The organism is Aphanothece microscopica RSMan92 (assembly GCF_046613545.2).
Classification (GTDB): domain Bacteria; phylum Cyanobacteriota; class Cyanobacteriia; order PCC-6307; family Cyanobiaceae; genus NIES-981.
In genome coordinates this window covers 16,699-40,753 of sequence record NZ_JBKKKY020000022.1, presented here as the reverse complement: position 1 = coordinate 40,753, position 24,055 = coordinate 16,699, and the positions used below count along the sequence as shown (strand labels likewise).

The following is a 24,055-nucleotide window of genomic DNA, read 5'->3' as shown; positions in this document are numbered from 1 at the left end:
GGGGTCGAATCCGCCGAGGTCACAGCCGGGCAGCTCCAGCCGCTCGCAGAGGTCCCGGCCCTTGTTGGAGTAGTGGAGATGGAAGGGCACCCGCCCGGCCGCCAAGGCCAGCACCGCCGTGTGGTACCGCACGGCAATGATGTGCCGCGCCCGTTCGAACACCGCCATGGCCAGCTGCCAGCTGGGGATCGGCGAAGCGTCGAGGAAGGGATCCACAATGGCCGTACCGGGCACCCGGCTGACCAGCGCACGGGCCACATCCAGGTCGTGGTCGGCACCGTAGGCCCGCGACTGAATCAGCACCACCGGCGTCAGACCGGCGGACACGACATGCCGGCAGAGCCCTGCCATCCGCTCCACGAAGGAAGCCGTGTCATGCAGGTACATGCTGTCGAAGGCCCGCACCGACAACACGGCTGAGCGCGCCAGGTCGAGCCCCTGGGCCTCACAGAGGCTCTGGGCTGCCTGGCGGGCGGCATCACTGCCTTCCAGCACGAAGGCCGTGTCGAAGGACAGCCTCACGTCAACGCCGGCCTGGCGGAGCCTGCGGTGGCTCTGGGCATCGCGTACACAGACCGCGGCAAGGTTCAGGAAGCACTGGCGCAGGGCCAGGAAGCTGAGACCATGGCAGGAGCGCGGAATCGACTGCCCGAACAACACGGTCTGCCGCGAATGCCGGGTGAGCTCAGCAAGGTTGAGCAGAAAGTTCTTGGTGATGAACCATTCCCTGGCGTTGTTGAAGATGTCCCCTCCGACGCTCACGTAGCCATCACAGCCACTGGGCCGCCGGTTCTGAAACTGGATCCCTGCAATCGGCTCAGGCCGCTCGTCTCGAACAGAGGCGGTGATCTGGGCTGCAGGCAGGAGCTTGCGAAGAGCGCTGTAAATGGCGGCATCGCCAAGATTCAGGGTGCTGTAGGCATTGATCAGCCCGATGTGCACGGTCATGCCGCCGCTTCGCTGCTCCATTGTGCGGCACTGCTCCGTGGGCACCCACCGGGTCCAGCAGGGGGCGATCCGGCGAGCCCCCAGCCAGGCCGAGCTCCCCGGTTCAGCAGCGCTAAAGTGCCCGCCAGGTGGACGGCCGGTGATGCGCGCCCTGGGGTTGAACTGGCTGGGGCATGCCGCGTGAACGGTGAACGGTCGTGAGCAGCCTCGCAAGGGTGTGTGCAGGAGTCCTGGCGCTGTTGGCGCCACTGGGCCTTCCCTTCACGGCGTTCGCGCTGCCCCTCTCCAGTGGTGATCGTGTCAAGGTCACTATTCCTGAAGGCGAGGAGTTCAGTGGGATCTTTGAAGTCAATCTTTCCGGAGAACTAGAACTGCCCTATGTGAGGGGCCTTCAGGTCACCGGCCTGGAGCCCCACCAGGTGGAGCAGCGCATTCACCAGGCCCTTGTCGGCCAGGGATATTTTCAGCCCTCGTTTCTCAAGGTCAGTGTCAATGTCGTGCAGTGGGCACCGGTCGAGGTCTTTGTCAGCGGTTCCACCTTTCAGCCGGGGAGGGTGCTGATCAATGAATGGAGCGATGCCGAGCAGACCCAGACACCGGTCCAGCAGTCCGGTCAGGCACCGTTCAACCGCCTGCTCTCATCGGCCATCCGTCAGGCGGGGGGCGTCACCCCGACAGCGGATGTGACGGAGATCGCCCTGATTCGAGCGGGCAGACGGCAGACGGTGGATCTCTCCGGCATCCTGACTGGACAACCCTTCAAGGACATCCCCCTGATCGCCGGCGATCAGGTGGTCGTACCCGACAGTGGGAGCATCAATCCACTGCTGGTGCGCCCCTCCCAGATCACACCGGTTGGCGTGAAGATCTTCATCTCCAATCTCACCGTGCCGGCAGCCGGAAACGCGGTTGCCGGCATCGGCAGGGATGCCACATCCTTCCCCTATGGATCCCGGTTCTCCCAGGCTGTCGTGTCGGGCAACTGCGCCGGGGGGGCCCTGTGGACCAACGCGAGGCGGAAGGCTGTGCTGGTACGAACGAATGCGGAGACCGGTGAGACCAAGGTGCTCGAACGGCCCGTCGAGGATCTCCTGAGGCGCTCCACGGACAACGACAACAACCCCTACCTGATGGCCAATGATGCCGTTGCCTGTTATGACTCCGGGGTCACCAATTTCCGCGATGTGCTGGGTGTGATCAGGGATTTTGTCGTTCCGGGCGCCCTGCTCTACGACGTCATCTCGCCTTGAAGAGCCAGTGAAGCGCGGTTTTCTCAAGGACAGACCATCGGCTGACAAGGGGCGCTTTCCGATCATCCCTGTCGACAAGGCAGCGCGGCTGTTTGCCGAGCAGATCAGAAACATCCCGCTGCCCCGGGTGTTTCATCCGAAGACCTGGTGGAGCAACCTCGACCGCAGGGACAAACGGCGCTGGAGCCGTTACATCGTGGTCAGTGGGGGCACCAACCTGTTCATCTGGGGCTCGACACTGCTCATTCTGGCCACAGCAAAACCGAGCTACACGAGCACATTTGCCCTCATTCTTCCCGGCAGCATCAACTCGGTCAACGTCAATCTCCCCGAGATCGGGCAGACGTCAGCGTCCAGCGGATCAGCCGGCGTCGCCACATCAACCTATGACCCCAGAGCCAACTACCAATACATTTTCACGAGTGAACAGGTTCTCAAACGTGCCGCCAAGCTGGCCAGGATTGGCCCCAAGGACTTCGACAAGCCCCGGATCAAGAGCCTCGATAACACCACCCTGATGGAGATCGAGATGAATGGTCCATCGGCAGCAGTGGCCAGGGAGAAAGCCTTCGCCCTTTACGACGCGATCGTGGAGCGGCTCAACCAGCTGCGCGTCAGCGAGATGGACCAGCGTGAGGGCCCCACCCAGAAGATTCTGCTGCAGACCCAGCTCAAGCTGGAGGAGGCCCAGAAAGCTGTTTCGGCCTACAAGCTCCGGTCGGGTCTGAATTCCACGGACCAGGTGGAGACCATCTCCACCAACATTGAACAACTCCGGCGCCAGCGGGCCGAGTTCGCCGCAGCAGAGTCGGCCGCCACCGGACGCCTCAGCACACTCCGCTCGGACCTGGGCCTCAGTGCCAACGAAGCCGCCGAGGCCTTCAAGCTGCAGGCAGACCAGATTTTTCAGAAGAACCTCACGGATTACAGCGAGGCCACGGCCATCCTGGAGGTCCAGTCCTCGAAGTTCGGGCCCAACCATCCGCGCATCACCAAGGAGGTCAAGCGCCAGAAGGCGGCTCGAACGGCCCTGCTCGCGCGGGCCCGCAACCTGCTGGGCCGGGAACCTTCCGGGACCACGCTGATCAAACTGGCGCTCTCCACATCCGGGAGCGGACGCGACACCCTGTTCCAGAACCTGGTGACCCTCCAATCCGATGCCACGGGGGCCGCCTCACAGGTTCGACGCCTCGATCAGCAGATTCAGGAGCTGGAGGCCAGGTTGCAGCGGATGTCCCAGCGGCAGCCGACTCTGGAGAGCCTCAAGCGGAATGAAAAGATCGCCGAGGCCGTCTTTGCCTCCACCCTGGCCAAGCTCGACCTGGGCCAGGCTGATGTCTTCGCCGCCTTCCCGCTGATCCAGATGGCCGTCGATCCCAGCCTGCCGGCACGGCCCACGACGCCGAAGAAGGGCCTGCTCCTGGCCGGGGCAGCCTTTGGATCGGTGCTCACCAGCGTGGGGCTGTGGATCCTCTGGATTCGCAAGCCCTGGATCCAGAGGCTTTCCAAGTGGATCTCGACCTGATCAGAACCTCGGAGCGCGCATGATTCGCCGATGGCTCAAGCGGTTCGAGGATTCTGATCTGAAGCCGGAGAATCTCCCTGAGAGATTGATCTGGTATTCGATTGTGTTCACCTATCCAGTCTGGGTGATTGGTGGCCTCTATGTTGTTGGATCCGTTCTTGGTTGGCTCCTGCTGGCGTGTGTGCTGATCAAGTGGCTGGCACGGCTGGATCACCCCGAAGAGAATGAGCCCCTGGCCATCTCTCCTGTCATCTGGCTTTGGATCGCCGGCATGCTGGTGATGGAGGTGTCGCTGGTGATGGGTCACGTGGATTTCAACCTTGGCGTCGCCATGATCATCAAATCCTCGATTGGCTGGGCCAAAGGGTGGGCGGCCCTGGCGCTCTATCCCCTGGCGGGCTGTCTGCCGATCCGCAGCAAGATCATCAGCAGAGCCATCTGCATCGTTGGCCTGCATACCCTGATCATCACCCCCCTTCTTCTGCTGACTCCGAATCTGGGGCTCCCCCAGGTGCTCTATGTGTCCCCTCTGCGGGCCATCGGCGGTCCAGGAAACGAATTCTTCGATGTCCCCCTCTATGAAATTGATGGCAGCACGGGTGATCTGCGCTGGCGGCTCTTCACGCCCTGGGGCCCTGCGCTTGGCTTTGTCGGCAATGTGAACTTCATGATCAGCCTCCTGGAGAAGAACACCAGGTGGAGGATCTGTGGAATCACAGGCTCAATTCTGATGTGCCTGATCTGCAAGTCGCGCCTTGCCCAGGTGAGCATCGTGCTCATCCCTGCCATCATCTTCCTCGTCTCCCGCATCCGCAGACCCCTGACCCTGATCCTGCTGGGGTTCAGTGCCTACCTGGCGGGGATCATTTCGCCGATGCTGCTCCAGTGGCTGAGCGACTTCTGGGATGGCTTCAAGGGCGCCCGCGCCGGTTCGACGCGTGTGCGCATGGCCCTCAAGCGGATCGCCATCGATCGCTGGGAGCGGGAAGCGCCCATCTGGGGCCATGGCATCGTGGAGCCGGGTCCCCATCTGGTCGAGGCCATGCCGATCGGCTCGCACCACACCTGGGCGGGCCTGCTGTTCGTGAAGGGGATCACCGGGTTCGTGGCTCTGGCCGTGCCCATGGCGGCCACCCTGCTCGACCTGCTGCGAAGAGCCTCCAATCCGCGCTATCAGCTCGGCGCCACGGGGCTGGCCATGATCGTGATTCTGCTCATGTACACCTTCGGGGAGAACCTTGAGATCCTCGTGTACCTCTACTGGCCGGGCATGGTGATCATGGGCATGGCTCTGCAGGAGCGGAAGCAGCCCCTGGACGAACCGGGGGCAGCCGCCGAAGCCCAGCCTGCCTAGCCTCGCCGGCCGCAGGGGGACCCCAGGAGGAGCTGCCGTGGGTAGCTTGAGACTGACCTGCCCTGGCCTCGATGTACGGACTGGTGAACCGGGCCATCCAGCAGATGGTCTGCACCCACCACGGAGAGGAGCTCTGGCAGCGGATCAAGGAGAGGGCGGATCTGGCCGACCTCGATTTCTTTTCCACCTACCAGGCCTATCCCGACGACGTCACCCACCGTCTGGTGGCGGCGGCGTCCGAGGAACTCGGGTTGACCCCAGCCGAGATCATGCAGGCCTTCGGTGAGTACTGGATCACCTACACCGCCAGCGAGGGCTACGAACAGCTGCTGGAGAGCACCGGTGAAACGCTGCCGGAATTCCTCGACCACCTCGACACCCTCCACGCCCGCGCCGGACTTGCCTTTCCCGAACTCAAACCCCCTTCCTTCCGCTGCCAGCACGGCGAGGACCAATCCCTGGATCTCGAATACCGCTCCAGCCGCCAGGGCCTCGCGCCCATGGTCGTGGGCCTGCTGCATGGCCTGGGGCGACGCTTCCGCACCCTGGTGACCGTGGAGCAGACCGCCGCCCGCGCGCAGGGGGACCAGCAGGACCTCTTTCACATCCGCTACCACGACGACAAGCCCGAGGGCTGAGTTCAGAATCAGCTGATGGGTGCCCCCCTCGAACTCTCCGACGATCTCCTCCACCGCCTGTTTCCCTTCCACCTCCTGGTCGATGCGCGGCTGCGGCTGCTCAGCATCGGCAGGGTGCTGGGCCGTCTGCTGGGGCAGGCCTCCCTGGAGGGATCGCCCCTGCACGAGCATTTCAGGCTGCAACGGCCCGAGGCGGGCCTGAGCTACAGCTCGCTGCAGGAGAGTGTGGGCCAGTTGGTGATCCTCCAGGCCCAGGCCCTGCCTCTGCAGCTGCACGGGCAGGTCTGCGCCCTGGACCAGGCGGGCAGCCTGCTGTTCGTGGGCACCCCCTGGCTCACCGAGATCGACGATCTGCGCCGGCTGGGCCTGAAGGTGAATGACTTCGCCCTCCAGGACTCGCTGGTGGATTACCTGTACCTGCTGCAGGCGCGCAACGTGGCCCTGGCCGAAAGTCAGCAGCTCAATGCGATCCTCACCACGCAGCGGGCCGAGCTGCGCGAGGCGAAGAAAGCTGCGGAGGAGGCCAGCTCGGCGAAGGATGCCTTCATGGCCACCATGAGCCACGAGATCCGAACCCCCATGAACGCGATCATGGGCATGGCGGGACTGCTCCAGGAAACAACCCTGGGCCCGGTTCAGAAAGAGTATGTGGACATCATCAACAGCAGCACCGATTCCCTGCTGACCATCATCAACGACATCCTCGACTTCTCGAAGATCGAGGCGGGTTCGATGGAACTCGATCGCCAGCCCTTTGACCTCGCCATCTGCCTGGAGGAGGCCCTGGATCTGATGGAGGCCAGGGTGATGGACAAGCAGGTGGATCTCATCCTGGACCTCGACCCGGCCTTGCCCACGGCCGTGATCGCCGATCGCACCCGGCTGCGCCAGATCCTCTGGAACCTGCTCAGCAACGCCACCAAGTTCACCGCCCGGGGAGAAATCGTGGTGACCGTGGCCCTGGCCGATCCCCCAGGGACCGCATCCGCCGCCCCCAGCCTCACCTACCGCATCGATGTGCGCGACACGGGCATGGGGATCCCTGCGGAGCGGCTGTCCCGTCTATTCGAGCCGTTCAACCAGGGCGATCCATCCATGGCGCGGCGCTATGGAGGCACCGGGCTGGGACTGGCGATCACCCGGCGGCTCTGCGAGCTGATGGGTGGCACGATCGAGGTCACCAGCCTGGAGGGCGAAGGCAGCTGCTTCAGCCTCCGGCTTCCCCTGGAGCCCGATTCAGCGGCCGCTCGTGGGGCCGCCCCCTCCCTCCCGGCCGGCGGGGCGCCGCTGCCGGCCGGTGCGCCCATCCTTCTGCTGGCCCCCAGCGCCACGCTCCGCCGCGTGCTCCAACGCCAACTGGAATCCCTGGGGCTCCGGGTCATGGCAGCCGATCCGACCCAGCAGGATCCCGCGGGTCTGCCCCCGCTCCCCGGCGCGGAGGGGTATGCGGCCGTCGTGGCCGACGGCCAGCCCTTCATCGCGAGCGGCGACCCCCGGCTGCAAGCCTGGCGCGAGGATCCCCGCGCCACCAGGGCACCCTGGATCCTGCTGCTCAACCGCCTCGAGCAGGGTGCCGGTGGGCAATGGCCCGGTGGGGCCCGAGCGCAGATCATCTCGAGGCCACCGCGCTTCCATCAGCTCCAGCGGGCCCTGGCGCGGCAACTGCTCGCCGATCCGGCCCCCCCGCCGGCAGTGCCGCATGGCTCAGCCGGGGGGCTCGTGTCTGCCGAGGCTCTGCTCTCTGGAGCCAGCCGGGCCGAGCGCCAGCCGTTGCGGATCCTGGTGGTCGATGACATTCCGGTGAACCAGAAGCTGGCCGTCCAGCTGCTGAAGCGCCTGGGTTACCAGGCTGAGGTGGCCAGCAGCGGAGACGAGGCGATCAGGACGGTGCAGGATCATGCCGTCGACCTGATCTTCATGGATGTGCAGATGCCGGGGATGGATGGCTACGCCACCACACGGACGATCCGCGCCCTCGACACCCTGCCGCGGCGGCCCTGGATCGTGGCCATGACAGCCCACGCCCGCGCGGAGGATCGGCAGGCGTGCCTGCAGGCAGGCATGGATGACTTTCTGAGCAAGCCGATCGCCCCAGCCGATCTCGCCCACGCCCTCGATCACTACTGCCCCCCCAGCGGAACCCCAGCCCCAGCCCCGATGCCCCTCCCCCTCCGCCCCACAGGCAGCTCCCCGGCCAACGATCCAGGGCCGGATCCGTTCCGGACCATTGACCCTGACGCCTGGGAGGAGCTCCGCAGCGTGCTCGGCGACGAGGCCGATGCGGGCCTGCGCGAACTGATCGATCTGTTTCTCGAGGATGCCCTCGAGCTCGTCTCGGCCGTGGTGGTGAGCCAGCAGAACAGCGATGCCACCGGGATGATCAGGGCCGCCCACGCCCTGCGCTCACCGAGTGCCAGTCTGGGAGCCAAGGAACTGGCCGCTCTCTGCAGCCGCGTCGAGGATGGACTGCGAGCCGAGAGCGCCCCATGGCCCCAGGAGAGCATCGACAGCCTGTTGCTCGAGGCTGGCAGGGTCAGTGAAGCCCTGCGCCGACTGCGTCCAGCGGAGAGCTAACACAGCCCCCTGGCCATCCCACCGCCGATTCCCCGCTCGTCCCTGATGGCGTCGTCCGCCCCGATCCCGATCCTCCTGGTGGACGACGACCGCATCCACTCCCGCCTGCTGCGGGCGAGGCTCGAGCGCGAGGGGTACGCCGTGCGGATGGCGTCATCCGGCGAGGAAGGGCTGGCCCTGGCCCGCCAGGAGCGACCGGTGGTGATCCTCTGCGACTGGCAGATGGAGGGGATGGATGGCGTGGCGGTCTGCCGGGCTGTGCGGGCCGAGCCTGAGCTGGCCTCCATCTATTTCATCCTGCTCACCTCCCGGAGCCGGGTCGAGGATCGGGTGCAGGGACTCGACTCGGGTGCCGACGACTTTCTCAGCAAACCGGTGGACCAGGAAGAACTCCTGGCACGGGTGCGCTCCGGCGTGCGGCTCCACCAGGCCAACGAGCGGCTCCAGGCGACCGCCGACGAACTGCAGCGTCAGAAGAATCGCCTCGATGCGGAGCTGGCCGAGGCAGCCGGCTATGTCCAGTCCCTTCTGCCCGCACCCATCCCCCGCGAATCCCAGGCGAGCATCACCGTGCAGACCCACTTCGTTCCCTGCCATGAACTCGGGGGCGACGTGTTCGATTACTTCTGGATCGATGAGGATCACTTTGCGATCTATCTCGCCGATGCTTCGGGTCATGGCCTGGCGGCGGCCTTTCCGACCATTTCGGTGCACAACGTTCTGCGCTCCCGCTCCCTCGGGGTCGATCTGCGCCGGCCCGCTGCCGTTCTCGCGGCCCTCAACGGAACCTTCGAAATGGAGCGTCAGCAAGGGCGCTACATCACGATCTGGTACGGGGTCTATGCCAGGCGCGCCGGGATCCTTCGCTTCGCCAGTGCAGGCCATCCGCCGGCCCTGCTCTGGTCTGAGGACTCGGAGCTCCTCCTCAGCAAACTGTCAGGCCACGGCATGGGACTGGGACTGTTCGAAGATGCCAGGTACGTCGCCACCAGTGTGGAGCTGAAAGGGCAGGTGTCTCTGCTGCTCTACAGCGATGGCATCTATGAAGTGCCCACGTCGGATGGATGCATGTGGTCCCTGCCGGAGTTCATCGCGCTCGTCAACGAGTGCCGTCCTCTGCTGGGCTCGGATGCAGGCCTGGGCCATCTGGTGGAGCAGGTGAGCCTCCGGACGGGTCACCAGGGTTTCGCCGACGACTACGCCCTGGTGCAGGTGACCTTCAACCCACCGTGCGCATGAACCGGGCCGACCCCCTGGAGTGCGGCGCCAGGGCCAGCCAGGACGACACCGTGCTGCTCTCGACCCAGCGCATCCGCCGGGAAGCGCTGCTCACGGGACTGGCGATCTTCGCCATCAGCGCCACCGCCCTGGCGGTGACCTACACCGCGGCCCAGCGCTCCCTGATCAGCCAGGTCCGCACCCACCTGCGCGATCTGGCCGGCCTGGCGGCCACCACGCTGGAGACCGAGGCCGAGGAGAGCGCTCTGGCTCCGGGGCTGCTGGGGAGTGCCAGCTATCGCAGGGCCACCGAGCCCCTGCTGCGCCTGCGGCGCCGGGTACCGGATCTCTACTACGCCTACACGTTGGTTCCCTCCGACACGGGATTCCGCTTCGGCGTCGACAGCTCCGCCTTCATCCGCAACCCGGGTGATGACACCCCGATCGCCCTCCCGGGCGAGCTCTACGACGATGCGCCGCCAGGCGTTGAGAAGGCCTGGCGCAGCCGCAAGGTGGTCGTCAGTGCCACCCCCTACACGGACAAATGGGGCACCTTCATCAGCTCGTTTGCCCCCCTGCAGGACCGCAACGGGAGGGTCGTGGGGCTGCTGGGCCTCGACCTGTCCATCGCCAGCCTGGATGGCTACCTGCGTCCGCTGCGCGTCACCATGGGCCTGGCGCTGCTGGCCAGCGGTGCCCTCGCCTCCGTGGTGGGCTTCAGCACCTGGCGTTCTCTGCGCGCCCGGAGCACCGCCTTCGCCAACATCGCGGCGGCGGAGCGCAAGGCCCGTGAGGCCGCTACCGCCTCGGAACTGGCCAACCGCGCCAAGAGCAGCTTCCTCGCCAGCATGAGCCACGAGCTCCGAACGCCGCTCAACGGTGTGATCGGTCTCTCCGACATCCTCCTGGGCACCGCCCTGACGGACCGCCAGCGCGAGTGCGTCGAGACCGTGAAAGGCTCAGGCGAATCGTTGTTGCGGCTGGTCAGCGATGTGCTCGACATGGCACACCTCGACTCTGGAGCCCTGGAGCTGGAGAGCAGACCGTTCGACCTCACCGGGCTGCTGCGGCAGGAAGTGGACCGGCTGCGCCCCATGGCGGCAGCCAAGGGGCTCACGCTGACCCTGGCGGCCAGCGCCGATCTCCCCGTCAGCGTGATCGGCGATCCCCTGCGCCTGGCCCAGATCCTGCGGCATCTGCTGGCCAACGCGATCAAGTTCTCTGCCCACGGCGCGGTGCGGATCAACGCCACGCCAGCCGAATCGGACCAGCCGGAAGCGACAGCGCTTCTGCTGGCGGTCGAGGATTCAGGTCCCGGCATGGCCCCAGAGGCCCTGGAGCAGCTGTTCCAGCCCTTCGGCCAGCTGAATGGGGATGGGGCCACCACAACGCGGACGCAACAAGGGGCCGGACTCGGTCTGGCCCTCTGCCGCGGACTGGCCGAAGCCCTCGGCGGTGTGCTGCGCGTGCGGAGCACACCCGCCGCGGGCACCACCTTCACCCTGGAACTGCCGCTGCGGCCATCGGATCCGGCGCCCCAGCGGCATCCAGACCAGCCCAGCACTGCCCTGGAGCCGGGCAGAACGGCCAGGCCCCTCGCCGTCGGGCATCCCCTGCGCATCCTGATCGCCGAGGACAACAGCGTGAATGCCCGGGTGTGCACCCTGATGCTCGAGCGCCTCGGCTACACCGCCAGCCTGGCCTGCGACGGCGAACAGGCGGTGCTGCTGCAGGGCCGGCTGGATCCCGACGTGATCCTCATGGATCTGCGCATGCCCCATCTCGATGGCCTGGAGGCGACGCGACGCATCAGGGCAAGCGGAGCAGCATCGCCGGAGCAGCCCAGCCGCCGGCGCAGACCATGGATCATCGCGATGACGGCGAACACCCAGAGCAGCGACCGCGAGGCGGCGATGGCCAGCGGCATGGACGACTTCCTGACCAAGCCGATGGTGCTGGATGACCTGGCGACGGCCCTGAGCCACGCCCATGGGGCCTTGGCGATGCCGGAAGCCTTGGCGGTGCCGGAAGCCTTGGAAAAACCAGGATCGGTACCGGAATCAGGTTCTGGGGCAGCGGAGGGGGGAGGGGCTGCTCATGGGGTGTGAGCGTTGCGGGCGGCCCTCAACAGCGGCCGTGGCGGCAGCGGGAGCTGATCGCAGACTGAACCTGGGGAGAAAGCACCCCTCGAAGCACACCTAGGAGAGATGGGCAAGGGCGTCGTCGAGGGTTGGGAAGATCGGAAAGACACGATCGGTGCCTGTGAGCTCGAAGACAGCACGCAGCTGGCTGTTGATCCCGCTCAGGCAGAGCTGATGGCCCTGTTCACGCACCCGCTTCAGGGCCGATACCAGACAGCCGAAACCACTGCTGTCCATGAATTCGACATCCTTGCAGTCGATCACCACATCACGGGGTTGCTCAACCAGAATCGAGATGATCCGATCCCTGAGGTCAGAGCCGTTCTGGGCATCAATGAAGCCACGGGGAGAAAGGATGTAATAACTGCTCATCGAGATGGGCTCGGCCGGGCAATTGAGAGCTTGGCAATCAGCCTATCACTGGCTGACAATCACACCAACAATCACATCATCGATCTGAGCTGGCCACGGAGCGATCTGAGCTGGTCACGGAGCGATGGGCCCAACCCCAAGACCCCTGGCCCCCACCGACCCACCGGCAGCCATCGCCAGCCGCGCTGGACTGCGCGGTCCCACCATCCCGGGATGCAGACGGCAGCGGGCCCAAGGAGACGCCCATGGCTACAGTCAACACTCAAGCGGATAGCGAGGTCCGGCGCCATGATGAGCATCGAGGATCTGCGTCAGCAACCGCTCCCGTTCGTCGCTGCCGATCGGGAAGGCTTGATTGTGGAAATCAATGATCATTTTCAATCTGTGTATGGCTGGGACATTGAGGACCTCAGGGGTCAGTCAATCTCCATGATTCTGCCTGAAAGCTTCAGAGACTCACACCATCTCGGATTTTCACGCTTTCGAATCACCGGTGAGTCACAGATTCTCAACCACCCCCTGAAACTGGCCACGATCTGCAAGGATCAGCGTCAGGTGATGTCCGAACATTTCATCGTTGCACAGCGCCAGGGTGAGGCCTGGATCTTCGCGGCAACCCTTCGACCTCTCGAGTAGGAGGGCATGAGCGAAGAGAACCTGGTCAACCAACTGCGGCATACCCTTGGCCGCATGGAAGCGGCTCTCGGAGCCGTGGAAGAAGGCCTTGCCGTGACGAACGAGCAGGGGATCGTGGAGTGGACCAACCGGTCCTTTGAGCAGTTTGTCGGCAAGAACCGCCTGCAGTGCCTGGGCCGCTCTCTGCCGGATCTACTGCCGACGCGCTATCAGGATGGCAAGATCGCACCAAAAGATTGCATCCAATTCTGGTCACACCTCTTTCCAGGCAGGGCCATCTGGGAGCTGTCTGCCGCACCACCGAGAGCTGTTGTCGAGATCAGCTGGGCAAGCGTCGCTGCATCCAATCCACCATCACTCATCTTCACTTTCAAGGATCAGAGTGCCATTGTGCAGGCTCAGGACAGCCTGATTGAAGCGCGCGATCTGCTTGAGCAGAAGGTGAAGCAACGCACAGAGGAGCTGCAGCAAGCCAGGGACGAAGCCCTTGCCGCGAGCGAAGCGAAGACTCGCTTTCTCGCCAACATGAGCCATGACATCCGAACGCCTCTGAATGCCATCATTGGCATGATCGACCTGCTGAAGGACAGTCATCTCGATGCCGGTCAACGAGAGATGGTCAGCACTGTTCAGTCGAGCGGCAAACACCTCCTCGGGTTGATCAATGACGTGCTGGACATCGCCCAGATCGAGACGGGAGTCGCCTCACTGAACGAGACCAGATTCAACCTCACGACACTTCTCGAGGCCTGCGTGGCCCAGTTTCAACCCGAGGCACGGCGCAAGGGGCTCAACCTCCAGCTGCAGGCACCACCAAAGGATTCGGCCTGGCTGACGGGTGATGACCTGAAGCTCTCCCAGATCATGAACAATCTGGTGGGCAATGCCCTGAAGTACACCGTGGATGGCTCGATCCACATCGCGGTGGAGCTCGCTCCAAGGTCGGATGCCACGGTCGAGGCGACCATCGCGGTGGCCGATACGGGGATGGGGATCGAGGCCGACTTTCTCCCCAAAGTGTTTGAGGAGTTTTCGCGCGTCAGGCCCTCGGAGCGGTCGGTCGAGAGCACCGGCCTCGGGCTGGCCATCTGTGCAAGGCTCTGCAAGACGCTGGGCGGCGCGATCGCTGTGGCCTCCAGGGCGGGCGAGGGAAGCCGCTTCACGGTGCGGATCCCCTTCACCCCCGCCGCTGAAGAGCCCAGGGAGGCCACGGCAGCGCCCCGTGCGTTCAGCGGGGATGGCCAGCTGCGCATCCTGATCGCGGATGACAACCGGGTGAACCAGCGGGTGCTCCAGCTGATGCTCGAGCGGCTCGGGCTTCACGCCGACGTGGCGAACGACGGCCAGGAGGCCGTCGACCGCATCAGCCAGGGGGAGTCCATGGATCTGGTGTTCATGGATCTCGAGATGCCGAGACTGGATGGGCTTGCGGCCACCCGCACGGTTCGGGCCCAGGGCCTGCACCGCCCGTACATCATTGCGCTCACGGCCTACTCGTTTGACTCCCAGCGACGGGACTGCGAGGAGGCCGGCATGAATGACTTTCTGACCAAGCCCCTGCGCAGGGAGGCTCTGACGGCAGCCATCACCCGCTTCGAGGCGTGGCGGCAGGACGGCGCAAGCCAGGGCCAACCGGAGCAGCCATGACCCGGACACCGCAACGCCCCGCCGCCTGCCTGTTCGACCTCGACGGCCTGCTGCTCGACACCGAGCCCCTGCAGGGGCGGGCCTGGCAGGAGGCCGCCCGCCAGTTCGGCGCCGAGCTGAGCCCGGGGCAGTTGCGGGCCTTGCGGGGACGCCGGCGGCTGGACTGTGCGGCGGAGGTGCTCCGGGTGCTGCCCGACGGGATCAGCGTGGAGGACCTGCTGGCGGTGCGGGAGCCGATCGCCGCCAGGCTGCTGCCCCAGGCCCCGGCCATGCCGGGAGCCCGGCACCTGGTGGAACGCTGCCGGGATCTGGCCATCCCCACCGCCCTGGCCACCAGCAGCGCGGCGGCGGCCGTGGCCATCAAGGCGGCCCCCCATCCCTGGCTGGACCTGATCACGCTGCGGGTAATGGGGGATGATCCCGAACTCCTGAAGGGCAAACCGGCCCCGGATATCTTTCAGATCGCCCTGGAACGGCTCGGCGTGGAGGCCCCAGGGGCCTGGGCCTTCGAGGACTCCGTGGCGGGAAGCCAGGCCGCCCACGCGGCGGGGTGCCGGGTGCTCGTGCTGGCCCCGCCGGATGCCGACCGCGCCGCCTATCCCGCCGGCGTGGTGTGGCTGACCTCGCTGCGCGAGATCGACCTGGGCTGAACCCCGGCGGACCTCACCGCCAGTCTCTCGCTGCGCCGTGAAGCCGGCGCTTCGTCGAGGCGGGGCTTCGTGGAGGCAGCCGATCAGTAGAGGCGACTGAGCACGAAGTCGGGCAGTGCCCGCAGCCCACTGCGGGGTTCCGATGGGGGCAGCCACTGCAGGGCCTGGGCGGCCTCGCGGGCGAACTGTTCCGCCAGGGCCCGGGAGCGGGGGATGGCCTCACAGCCCCGCACCAGCTCCAGCGCCTGCTCGAGATCACCGGCCTGGTTGAACTCGCGCTCGATCAGTCCCGCCAGGGCGGGCCGCTCCTGCAGGGCGTAGAGCGCGGGTGCGGTGAGGTATCCGGAAGCCAGGTCGCTGGCGGCGGGCTTGCCGAGCACCTGGTCACTGCCGGTGAAGTCGAGGATGTCATCGACCACCTGGAAGGCGAGCCCGAGCTGGCGACCGAAGCGGTAGAGCTCGTCGAGGTGGGGCCGTTCCAGGCCCGAGAGCACGCCGGCCGCGCGGGCGCTGTTGGCGATCAGGGAGGCCGTCTTGCAGTAGCTCTTCTCGAGGTAGGTCTCGAAGCTCTGGGTGGTGTCGTAGCGGAACAACCCCTGCTTCACCTCGCCGTCCGCCAGATCCATGATCACCCGGCTGAGCAGCTTCACGACCTCGAGGTCATCGAGGTTGGCCAGGTGCCAGCTGGCCTGGGCAAACAGGAAATCCCCGGCCAGGACGGCCACGCGGTGGTTGAAGCGGCTGTGCACCGTGTCCACCCCGCGTCGGGTGGCCGCCTCATCGACGACGTCGTCGTGCACGAGGGAGGCCGTGTGGATCATCTCGGTGATCTCGGCCAGACGGCGATGCCGCGGGCTGAGCTCCCCATCACTGGACACCGCACGGGAGAGCAGCAGCACGATCCCGGGGCGCAGGCGCTTGCCGCCGGCCGCGAACAGATGCTCGGCGGCGGCCTGGAGGATCGGATGGCCGGCGCCGATCAGGCTGCGCAGGTCGGCCAGCAGGGCATCCAGATCAGCCTCCACGGGCTGGAGCAGCTCTGCAACCGTTGCCACATCACCTCCGCCGTGACGCGATCCTAGAAGGCGCAACACTCCGACCGCAGCGCCACATGCTCGACCACGGGCTGGTGGCCCAGCCAGCTCCGGGCCCCGGCCGCGAAGGCCTCCGGGCAGCCGGTCACACACAGGCGTGTGCGACGGCCAATCGGCTCGATGGCCTCGCTGCGCCGCTCCACTTCCGGGGCCTCCCCCAGGCTGCCGAGCAGAGGCCCGAGCCGCTCCACGGTGGCTTCGGCAGGATCCACGAGGGTGATGTGGGCCGGCAGGAGCTCCGTGAGCAGGGGGCGCAGCATCGGGTAGTGGGTGCAGCCCAGCACCACCGTGTCCACACCGGCGGCCAGCAGGGGGGCGATGTAGGCGAGGGCGACCTCCCGCAGCTCGGGGGAGGTGCGATGGCCGGCCTCGATCAGCGGCACGAAGCCCGGACAGGCCACCTCGGTCACCGTCGCTGTCGGGCGGCTGGCGTGGATCGCCCGCCGGTAGGCCCCACTGGAGGCCGTGGCCGGCGTGGCCAGCACCCCGACATGGTCGCTGCCGAGCACGGGCGCCACGCTGTCGATCAGCCCCAGGACGGGCACGCCGGCCTCGGCCACCGCCACATCGAGGGCCAGGGCATTGGAGGTGTTGCAGGCCATGACCAGCACCCCGACGCCCTGTTCCCGCAGCCAGTGCACCACCTCGGCGGCGATGGCGCGGATGTCCTCCGGCGTGCGGGTGCCGTAGGGGACGCGGGCCGTGTCCCCCAGGTACAGGCAGGGGGAATGGGGATACCGCTGGATGAGCTGCCGCAGCACCGTCAGCCCTCCCAGGCCACTGTCGAACAGGCCGACCAGCAGGCTCATCAACGCCCCCCCAGGTACTGGAGCACGCCCGCCGCCAGGGCGAGGGCGAGCCGGCGCCGATGGGCCGGATTGGCCAGACGCGGCGAATCGAGCCCGCCGGTGACGAAGCCCATCTCCACCAGGGCCGAGGGCATCACCGTGCGGCGGATGACGAAGAAGCGCCCCGCCTTGACCCCCCGGTCCGGACTACCGGGCGAGACGGCCAGCATCTGGCCCTGCAGCGAACCGGCCAGGCGGCGGGAGGAGCTGCTGGAGAAGTAGAAGGTCTCGATGCCGTTGACGTCCGGACGGGCCATGCTCAGGGCATTGGCATGGACGCTGACGAACACATCCGCCCCCACCCGGTTGGCGAGGGCGACCCGGGGCGGCAGGTCCACATCCACTTCCGAGGTGCGGGTCATCACCACCTGCACGCCCCGGGCCTGCAGCAGCCGGGCGACCTGCAGCGACACATCGAGCACCACATCGGTCTCGCGCAGGCCGCCGATGCCCACCGCTCCGGGATCCGGCCCGCCGTGCCCCGGATCGATCACCACCTTGAAGCGGTCGCGGGGCACCACCGGCAGCCCATCGGCGGACAGCGGGGCGCCGGAGGTCGGGAATGGGGCGGGAGGGCTGTAGGCCACCGTCGCACTCCCCTCGATGTCGCCCTCGCCGAGGCCCAGCAGCACCGGCCGGCTCAGTCCCCTGAGATCCATGCGCCAGCGGTCGGCCGCGGTGCCGACCAGCCGCAGATCCGCGGGGTTGAGCTCCGTGCCGGGGCGGAATTCGAGCACCAGGCGGGTCGTGTCCGGGGTGGGGCGGCCGATGCGCACTTCGCGCACATCGCCACTCCCCCGGATCGAACGGGTGCGCGAGGGGGCTCCGGGCAGGTCCACCCAGACCCGGGGACCGCGCAGGCGGGTGCCCGCCTCGAAGAAGGCCTGCAGGGACACGTTCGGGCTGGTGCGCAGCTCCAGGGCCCCCTGGCGGGTGATCCGCCAGGCCGCCAGGCTCGAGGCCAGGGCCGGCAGGTCGGCCAGCAGCAGCGCCAGACCCACCAGGCCATGCAGCAGCAGTCGTCGGCGAGGCCTGCGCTCCATCGAATCAGAACAGGGCCGGACGCCGGTGCTGCAGGCTCGGCATCTGGGCCCGCACCCGCTGGACGTGGCTCGTGTCGATGGGAGCCACCGCCAGCCCCGGGGCATCGCCCGCATCGGCCAGCACGGTGCCCCAGGGGTCGATCACCAGGGCGTGGCCATGGCTCTGGCGGCGGCCGTAGTGGAGCCCGGTCTGGGCCGGAGCCACCACGTAGGCGGTGTTCTCGATCGCCCGGGCCTGGAGCAGCACCTGCCAGTGGTCCTTGCCGGTGAAGGCGGTGAAGGCCGCCGGCACCATCAGCACGTCGGCGCTGGCGCCGGCCAGATGGCGGTAGAGCTCCGGGAAGCGCACGTCGTAACAGATCGAGAGACCGATCCGTCCCAGGCCCGGCACCTCCACCACCGGGGGCAGCTCGGTGCCTGGCTGCACGGTGGCGGACTCGCGGTAGGTGTTGCCATCCGGGAGGTCCACGTCGAAGAGGTGGATCTTGTCGTAGCGGGCCAGAAGCTGGCCCTCGGTGCCCACCAGCTCGGCCCGGTTGACCGTGTGGCCCTCCCCACCCGGCACCGGGAAGCCACCGCCGAGCAGGGTGACCTGATAGCGCCGCGCCATGGTCACCAGGAACCTGCTGCAGCGGCCGGCCAGGGCCGGAGCCAGCTCCAGCCGCAGCGCGTCCTCGCCCATGAAGGCGAAGTTCTCGGGCAGACCGACCAGATCGGCACCGCGGCGGGCGGCCAGTTCGATCTGCTCCTCGGCAGCGGCGAAGTTGGCGTCCGGGTCCGGCGTGCTGGTGATCTGCACCGCTGCTGCCAGAAAACTGCTCACCAGTGGCCAAAAAACAACCGGCGAACTGTAGGGGACCTGCCAAGGCCTACCCAGTCCCGACTCAGGCCGCCTTCAGGACCCCCGGCTCGGTCTGCACAGGCACGAGCGTGAGGGTGTCCACGGCGCTGCAGCAGCGGAAGTCGGAGTCGTGGTCGCCGAGGCCGATCAGCCGCTGGCCATGGCTGGCGGCGCGCAGGCATGTCTCCGTGTCGGTGTGCCACTGCTGCCACAGGGCCAGGGCCGCGAGCATCTCGTCGTTGCCGAAGCTCACCCCCCGGTGGGGGGCCACGGCCAGTTCCGTCGCCGCCGAGGCCACCGCACCGGCCGCCAGGCTGTCCTCCAGGGAGTAGTCCCCCTCCCAGCCGCTGCCCACGATCCACACCCGCTCCGCACCTCCCTGCACCAGCCGCCGGGCGACGGCGGTGCGGTTCGGCAGACAGGCGGTGAGCAGCAGCGGCACGGTGCGCACAGCCTGGAGCGAGCGGGTGCCGTTCGTGGTGCTCATGAAGATGCGCTTGCCCTTCACCCGCTCCGGCGTCACGGCCAGGGGGGAGTTGCCCAGGTCGTAGCCCTCCACGCGCTCCCCGCCGCGCTCACCGGCCCGCAGGGTGCGTGCGGCGGGCCAGGCGGCGGCCGCCGCATCCAGGGCGGCCAGGTCGGCGAAGGCCTCGATGGCCTCGGCGCCGTTCTGCAGCGACCAGGCGATCGTCGTGGTGGCCCGAAGCACATCGATGACCACCGCCGCATCGGGACCTCCCTCCTCCGGGGAGCGCACCGCAGGCACACATTCCGAGGTGTGGAAGTAGGAGATCTGCACGGACGCCGCAGCGCTGGGAAGATCAGCGTAGGGAGCGGTTCGGCAGCGGTTCGGCTGCGGTTCCGGCAGCGGTTGGGTGGGCGCCTGCGTCACAGTGGCGCCAGCACGGCAGCCGTGATGTCCCAGTCCGAGGCCCCCACCGCCATGGGCCGCCGCAGCCGCCGCGATCTTCGCGGTTTCCTGGCGTTGCTCGAGGCCCGCGGTCAGCTGCGGCGCGTCCGAGCACCGGTGGACCCCGACCTCGAACTGGCGGCGATCGCCGATCGCGTGCTCAGCAGCGGCGGGCCGGCCCTGCTGTTCGAGAACGTGATCGGCTCGCCGATGCCGGTGGCGATCAACCTGCTCGGCACCCAGGAACGGGTGCTCTGGAGCATGGGCATGGAGCGGCCGGAGGAACTCGAAGCCCTGGGGGAACGGCTGGCGATGCTGCAGCAGCCCCGGCCCCCCAAGGGCCTGCGGGAGGCGACCCGCTTCGGGGGGGTGCTCTGGGACGTGGTGAAGGCCCGCCCGGACCTGGATCTGCTGCCCCCCTGCCACCAGGAGGTGTTCCGCGGCGACAGCGTGAATCTGGACAGCCTGCCGCTACTGCGCCCCTGGCCGGGCGATGCGGGCCGGATCATCACCCTGGGCCTGGTCATCACCAAGGACCCCGAGACCGGCACGCCGAACGTGGGGGTCTACCGGCTGCAGCAGCAGTCGCTGAACACCATGACCGTGCACTGGCTGAGCGTGCGCGGTGGTGCCCGCCACCTGCGCAAGGCGGCCGCCATGGGCAGGAAGCTGGAGATCGCCATCGCCATCGGCGTGCACCCGCTGCTGGTGATGGCGGCCGCCACGCCGATCCCCGTGCAGCTGAGCGAGTGGCTGTTCGCCGGCATCTACGCCGGCGAAGGGGTGCGGCTGGCGAAGTGCAAGAGCGTGAACCTGGAGGTGCCCAGCCACAGTGAGGTGGTGCTGGAGGGCACGATCACCCCCGGCGAGGAGCTGGCCGATGGGCCCTTCGGCGACCACATGGGCTTCTACGGCGGTGTCGAACCCTCGCCCCTGGTGCGCATCCAGTGCGTCACCCAGCGGCGCGACCCGATCTACTTCACCACCTTCAGCGGCCGGCCGCCCAAGGAGGACGCGATGCTCGCCATCGCCCTCAACCGCATCTACACCCCGATCCTGCGGCAGCAGATCCCCGAGATCGTGGATTTCTTCCTGCCGATGGAGGGCCTGAGCTACAAGCTGGCGGTGATCGCCATCGACAAGGCCTACCCGGGCCAGGCGAAGCGGGCGGCGATGGCGTTCTGGACGGCGCTGCCCCAGTTCACGTACACGAAGTTCGTGGTGGTGGTGGACAAGGCCATCAACATCCGTGATCCGCGCCAGGTGATCTGGGCGATCAGTGCCCTGGTGGATCCCCAGCGGGATCTGTTCGTGCTGCCGGACACCCCGTTCGACAGCCTGGACTTCGCCAGCGAGCGCCTGGGCCTCGGCGGGCGGCTGGCCATCGACGCCACCACCAAGCTCGGCCCCGAGAAGCGCCATCCCTGGGGCGAGCCCCTGGCCAGGTCGGCCGAACTGGAGGCCCGCCTGGATGCCCGCTGGGCCGAGCTGGGCCTGGCGGACCTCGACAGCGGCAGCCCCGACCCCGCCCTGTTCGGGTACACCCTGGAGCACGTGCTGGAACGCCTGAGCCAGGCCTCGGCGCGCCCCTGAGCGACGGGCGCGATGCTGCAGAAGAGCACCACCGATGCCCTCAAGGCCCTGCTGGAGCTGGCCGGTGCCCCCCAGCAGTGGCGCTCCACCCGGGAGCTGGCCCTGGCCCAGCAGCTGCCGGAACCGCGCCTGGAGCAGCTGCTGCTGCGGCTGCGCCGGGCCGGGGCGCTCGAGGCCAGGCGGGGGCGGCTGGGGGGCTACCGGCTCGCCCGCACCCCCCGGCAGATCCGGGTGGCCGAGGTGATGGCGGCGGTGGAGGGGCCCGCAGCACCATCGCCACCCCCGCCGGCGCCCTCCGCGGCCGATCAGGTGACCCGGGCCCTGGAGCAGCGGCTGCAGCGCTCGATCCGCCAGACCCTGGAGGAGCTGAGCCTGGAGGACCTGCTCTACGACCTGCGCAGCGCCGAGGCCTGCCGCGACGGTGACACCGGGCTGCTGCTGGGCTAGCGGCGCAGGTCCTGCCGGTTGTTCTCCTCCCGGCGCGATCCATAGGATCGACCGACTGGGAGACGTCCCCTTGGTTTCGCCCATGGTTTCGAACAGCGCCCCGTCCACCCCGCGCCTCCTGCCGTCCGGGGGAACCCTGCGGGGCACGGTGCGGGTGCCCGGGGACAAGTCGATTTCCCATCGGGCGCTGCTGTTCGGCGCCATCGCGGAAGGGGAGACCCGGATCGAAGGCCTGCTGCCGGCGGAAGATCCGCTCAGCACCGCCGCCTGTCTGCGGGCCATGGGGGTCGGCGTGTCGGCGATCGAGGTCGGCCGCACCGTGACCGTGCAGGGGGTGGGACTCGATGGGCTCAGCGAGCCGGGGGATGTGCTGGACTGCGGCAACTCCGGCACGACCATGCGGCTGATGCTGGGGCTGCTGGCGGGGCGGAGCGGCCGCCACTTCGTGCTCAGCGGCGACCGCTCGCTGCGGGGACGGCCGATGCGGCGGGTCGGAGCCCCGCTCGGGGAGATGGGTGCCCAGATCCACGGGCGCAAGGGCGGCAACTTCGCGCCCCTGGCGGTGCTGGGCCAGCCGCTGCGCGGCGCCACGATCCACACCCCGGTGGCCTCCGCCCAGGTCAAGAGCGCCATCCTGCTGGCGGCCCTCACCGCCAACGGCGAAACCACGGTGATCGAGCCGGCCCAGAGCCGCGACCACAGCGAGCGGATGCTGAAGGCCTTCGGGGCCGATCTGGAGGTGCAGGGGGAGGAGCGCAACCGCGTGTGGGTGCGCCCCGGGTCGCGGCTCAGCGGCCAGAGCGTGGTGGTGCCGGGGGACATCAGTTCCGCCGCCTTCTGGCTGGTGGCCGCCGCGATCACCCCCGGGGCCGAGCTGACCGTGGAGAACGTGGGGCTCAACCCCAGCCGCACCGGCATTCTCGAGGTGCTGGAGCAGATGGGGGCGGCGGTGAGCGTTCACAACCGGCGGGATGTGGCGGGAGAGCCGGTGGGGGATCTGCAGGTCCGCCACGGCCCCCTGCGCGCCTTCGAGATCGGCGGGGATCTGATTCCGCGCCTGGTGGATGAGATCCCGGTGCTGGCGGTGGCCGCCTGCTGCGCCGAGGGCACCAGCCGCATCCGCGATGCCGCCGAGCTGCGGGTGAAGGAGACGGACCGGCTCACGGTGATGGCCCGCCAGCTGGGGGCCATGGGTGCCCGCATCACCGAATACGACGACGGCATGGCCGTCAGCGGTGGCGTGGAGCTGCATGGGGCCGAACTGGACAGCGAGACCGACCACCGCGTGGCGATGAGCCTGGCGGTGGCGGCCCGGATCGCGCGGGGGGACAGCACCCTGCACCGGCCGGAGGCGGCGGCGGTCTCCTACCCCGGCTTCTGGGATGACCTCCAGCAGCTCGGCACTTGAGCCCCAGGCCGGCGCCGACGGCAGTTTCAGCCTCTACAGCAGCGGCTTTGGCGAGGGATTCCACAGCCCGCGCGGGGCCCGCACCGAGGCCCGCACCACCTTCGTGGAGCCCGCCGAGCTGGCGGCCCATCCCGCGCCACTGCTGACGGTCGTGGATGTCTGCTTCGGGCTGGGCTACAACAGCGCCGCCCTGCTGGAGGCGCTGCCGCCGGCCGGCCTGAGCCTGGACTGGTGGGGTCTGGAGCTGGATCGGCGGCCGCTGGAGCTGGCCCTGGCCCAGCCCGCCTTCCGCCGCCAGTGGTCGGCGCCGGTGCTGAGGGTGCTGGAGCAGCTGCGCAGCGGGTCCGGCTGGGAGGGCCCCCAGGGGCATGGGCGGATGCTCTGGGGGGAGGCGCGGCGCCACCTGGCCGAGGTGGAGCAGGCCCGCAGCGGTCGCTGCCACCTGCTGTTCATGGATGCCTTCTCCCCCCGGCACTGCCCCGAGCTGTGGACCGCGGAGTTCCTGCAGCGCCTGGCACGGCTGCTGGCGCCGCAGGGGCGGCTGATCACCTACTGCTCGGCCGCCGCCGTGCGGAACGCCCTGGCACAGGCGGGCCTGCATCTGGCCGCCATCCGCGCCCCTGCGCAACCGGAGGGGGCCGGCGGACGGGCGTGGAGCCAGGGCACGGTCGCCAGCCCATCGCCCCTGCCGTCCTCACGGCGGCTGCGTCCCCTCTCGGCCATGGAGCGGGAACACCTGCAGACCCGGGCCGCCGAGCCCTACCGCGACCCGAGCCAGGCGGCCAGCGCCGCTGAGATCCTGGCGAGCCGCGAGCGGGCCCAGGCGCGCAGCGGCGCCCCCTCCACGGGAAGCTGGCGCCGGCGATGGGGCCTGGAGCACCGCCGCGTCGATGGCCCAGGCCACGCCACGTAGATTCC

At 68.0% G+C, this 24,055-nt stretch carries 22 protein-coding genes and 1 pseudogene; 15 read left to right on the top strand and 8 right to left on the bottom strand.

Translation table 11 applies throughout. The features are described 5' to 3' along the window. Nucleotides 1-948, bottom strand: a 948-nt coding sequence (locus tag ACLD7X_RS08305) for a polysaccharide pyruvyl transferase family protein (protein WP_411423084.1), incomplete at its 3' end; no start/stop codon positions are given. Between the two features lie 197 nt (nucleotides 949-1,145). Between ACLD7X_RS08305 and ACLD7X_RS08300 the strand changes: the two genes are divergently transcribed. The 7 genes from ACLD7X_RS08300 to ACLD7X_RS08270 all read left to right on the top strand — a co-directional run bounded on the left by ACLD7X_RS08300 (nucleotide 1,146) and on the right by ACLD7X_RS08270 (nucleotide 11,615). Next, nucleotides 1,146-2,198, top strand: a complete 1,053-nt coding sequence (locus ACLD7X_RS08300; protein WP_412006691.1) for a polysaccharide biosynthesis/export family protein — start codon at nucleotides 1,146-1,148, stop codon at nucleotides 2,196-2,198. Nucleotides 2,199-2,205: 7 nt separating this feature from the next. Beyond that, nucleotides 2,206-3,723, top strand: coding sequence for a GumC family protein (locus ACLD7X_RS08295; RefSeq protein WP_412006692.1), 1,518 nt, complete (start codon nucleotides 2,206-2,208; stop codon nucleotides 3,721-3,723). Between the two features lie 181 nt (nucleotides 3,724-3,904). Further along, the gene (locus tag ACLD7X_RS08290; protein ID WP_412006693.1) at nucleotides 3,905-5,077 is read left to right on the top strand and encodes an O-antigen ligase family protein; all 1,173 of its coding nucleotides are present in this window, start codon (nucleotides 3,905-3,907) and stop codon (nucleotides 5,075-5,077) included. Between the two features lie 71 nt (nucleotides 5,078-5,148). After that, nucleotides 5,149-5,715, top strand: a complete 567-nt coding sequence (locus ACLD7X_RS08285) for a heme NO-binding domain-containing protein (protein WP_425625129.1) — start codon at nucleotides 5,149-5,151, stop codon at nucleotides 5,713-5,715. Between the two features lie 15 nt (nucleotides 5,716-5,730). Next, complete coding sequence (locus ACLD7X_RS08280) at nucleotides 5,731-8,289, top strand: response regulator (RefSeq protein ID WP_411423078.1); 2,559 nt, start codon at nucleotides 5,731-5,733, stop codon at nucleotides 8,287-8,289. A gap of 45 nt (nucleotides 8,290-8,334) precedes the next feature. Continuing rightward, a complete protein-coding gene (locus ACLD7X_RS08275) occupies nucleotides 8,335-9,528 on the top strand; it encodes a PP2C family protein-serine/threonine phosphatase (protein ID WP_411423077.1) in 1,194 nt (397 codons plus the stop codon). Then, a complete protein-coding gene (locus ACLD7X_RS08270; RefSeq protein WP_411423076.1) occupies nucleotides 9,525-11,615 on the top strand; it encodes a hybrid sensor histidine kinase/response regulator in 2,091 nt (696 codons plus the stop codon). The genes ACLD7X_RS08275 and ACLD7X_RS08270 overlap by 4 nt, the downstream gene beginning before the upstream one ends. A 90-nt stretch (nucleotides 11,616-11,705) precedes the next feature. Here the strand turns inward: ACLD7X_RS08270 and ACLD7X_RS08265 are convergent, their stop codons facing one another. Further along, nucleotides 11,706-12,020, bottom strand: coding sequence for an STAS domain-containing protein (locus tag ACLD7X_RS08265; RefSeq protein WP_411423075.1), 315 nt, complete (start codon nucleotides 12,018-12,020; stop codon nucleotides 11,706-11,708). Nucleotides 12,021-12,308: 288 nt separating this feature from the next. On the opposite strand from ACLD7X_RS08265, the gene ACLD7X_RS08260 reads away from it, so the two are divergent. Together ACLD7X_RS08260 and ACLD7X_RS08255 are read left to right on the top strand one after the other, a co-directional pair. Beyond that, on the top strand, nucleotides 12,309-12,656 hold the full coding sequence (locus ACLD7X_RS08260) for a PAS domain S-box protein (RefSeq protein ID WP_411423074.1): 348 nt from the start codon (nucleotides 12,309-12,311) through the stop codon (nucleotides 12,654-12,656). A gap of 6 nt (nucleotides 12,657-12,662) precedes the next feature. Beyond that, nucleotides 12,663-12,851: pseudogene (locus tag ACLD7X_RS08255) on the top strand (PAS domain-containing protein); the annotation flags it as partial. A gap of 159 nt (nucleotides 12,852-13,010) precedes the next feature. On the opposite strand, the gene ACLD7X_RS08250 reads toward ACLD7X_RS08255, so the two are convergent. Continuing rightward, nucleotides 13,011-13,265, bottom strand: coding sequence for a hypothetical protein (locus ACLD7X_RS08250; protein WP_412006707.1), 255 nt, complete (start codon nucleotides 13,263-13,265; stop codon nucleotides 13,011-13,013). Here ACLD7X_RS08250 and ACLD7X_RS08245 point away from each other — a divergent pair. Then, nucleotides 13,182-14,303 carry a response regulator gene (locus tag ACLD7X_RS08245; RefSeq protein WP_412006706.1) on the top strand — a complete coding sequence of 374 codons (1,122 nt, stop codon included), beginning with the start codon at nucleotides 13,182-13,184 and terminating at the stop codon, nucleotides 14,301-14,303. The genes ACLD7X_RS08250 and ACLD7X_RS08245 overlap by 84 nt on opposite strands. Beyond that, nucleotides 14,300-14,953, top strand: a complete 654-nt coding sequence (locus ACLD7X_RS08240; RefSeq protein ID WP_411423072.1) for an HAD family hydrolase — start codon at nucleotides 14,300-14,302, stop codon at nucleotides 14,951-14,953. The genes ACLD7X_RS08245 and ACLD7X_RS08240 overlap by 4 nt, the downstream gene beginning before the upstream one ends. Before the next feature lie 83 nt (nucleotides 14,954-15,036). On the opposite strand, the gene sds is transcribed toward ACLD7X_RS08240, so the two are convergent. From sds to ACLD7X_RS08215, 5 genes are all read right to left on the bottom strand, one after another. Further along, a complete protein-coding gene (gene sds / locus ACLD7X_RS08235) occupies nucleotides 15,037-16,008 on the bottom strand; it encodes a solanesyl diphosphate synthase (protein ID WP_411423071.1) in 972 nt (323 codons plus the stop codon). Nucleotides 16,009-16,031: 23 nt separating this feature from the next. Next, nucleotides 16,032-16,856 (bottom strand): glutamate racemase, encoded by an 825-nt coding sequence (gene murI, locus ACLD7X_RS08230; protein ID WP_411423070.1) that lies wholly within the window; start codon nucleotides 16,854-16,856, stop codon nucleotides 16,032-16,034. Further along, nucleotides 16,856-17,938 (bottom strand): N-acetylmuramoyl-L-alanine amidase, encoded by a 1,083-nt coding sequence (locus ACLD7X_RS08225; RefSeq protein WP_411423069.1) that lies wholly within the window; start codon nucleotides 17,936-17,938, stop codon nucleotides 16,856-16,858. The genes murI and ACLD7X_RS08225 overlap by 1 nt, the downstream gene beginning before the upstream one ends. A 4-nt stretch (nucleotides 17,939-17,942) precedes the next feature. Further along, complete coding sequence (locus ACLD7X_RS08220) at nucleotides 17,943-18,761, bottom strand: carbon-nitrogen hydrolase family protein (protein ID WP_411423068.1); 819 nt, start codon at nucleotides 18,759-18,761, stop codon at nucleotides 17,943-17,945. Nucleotides 18,762-18,822: 61 nt separating this feature from the next. Continuing rightward, complete coding sequence (locus ACLD7X_RS08215) at nucleotides 18,823-19,578, bottom strand: 2-phosphosulfolactate phosphatase family protein (RefSeq protein WP_411423086.1); 756 nt, start codon at nucleotides 19,576-19,578, stop codon at nucleotides 18,823-18,825. Nucleotides 19,579-19,695: 117 nt separating this feature from the next. On the opposite strand from ACLD7X_RS08215, the gene ACLD7X_RS08210 reads away from it, so the two are divergent. The 4 genes from ACLD7X_RS08210 to ACLD7X_RS08195 all read left to right on the top strand — a co-directional run bounded on the left by ACLD7X_RS08210 (nucleotide 19,696) and on the right by ACLD7X_RS08195 (nucleotide 24,050). Then, nucleotides 19,696-21,282, top strand: a complete 1,587-nt coding sequence (locus tag ACLD7X_RS08210) for a UbiD family decarboxylase (protein ID WP_411423067.1) — start codon at nucleotides 19,696-19,698, stop codon at nucleotides 21,280-21,282. A 12-nt stretch (nucleotides 21,283-21,294) separates the two neighbouring features. Continuing rightward, entirely contained in the window at nucleotides 21,295-21,729 is a 435-nt protein-coding gene (locus ACLD7X_RS08205; RefSeq protein WP_411423066.1) for an Rrf2 family transcriptional regulator, read from the top strand. A gap of 82 nt (nucleotides 21,730-21,811) precedes the next feature. Continuing rightward, nucleotides 21,812-23,137 carry a 3-phosphoshikimate 1-carboxyvinyltransferase gene (gene aroA, locus ACLD7X_RS08200; RefSeq protein ID WP_411423065.1) on the top strand — a complete coding sequence of 442 codons (1,326 nt, stop codon included), beginning with the start codon at nucleotides 21,812-21,814 and terminating at the stop codon, nucleotides 23,135-23,137. Continuing rightward, on the top strand, nucleotides 23,112-24,050 hold the full coding sequence (locus tag ACLD7X_RS08195) for a tRNA (5-methylaminomethyl-2-thiouridine)(34)-methyltransferase MnmD (RefSeq protein WP_411423064.1): 939 nt from the start codon (nucleotides 23,112-23,114) through the stop codon (nucleotides 24,048-24,050). Before aroA ends, ACLD7X_RS08195 begins: the two co-directional genes overlap by 26 nt. Nucleotides 24,051-24,055 lie beyond the last annotated feature (5 nt).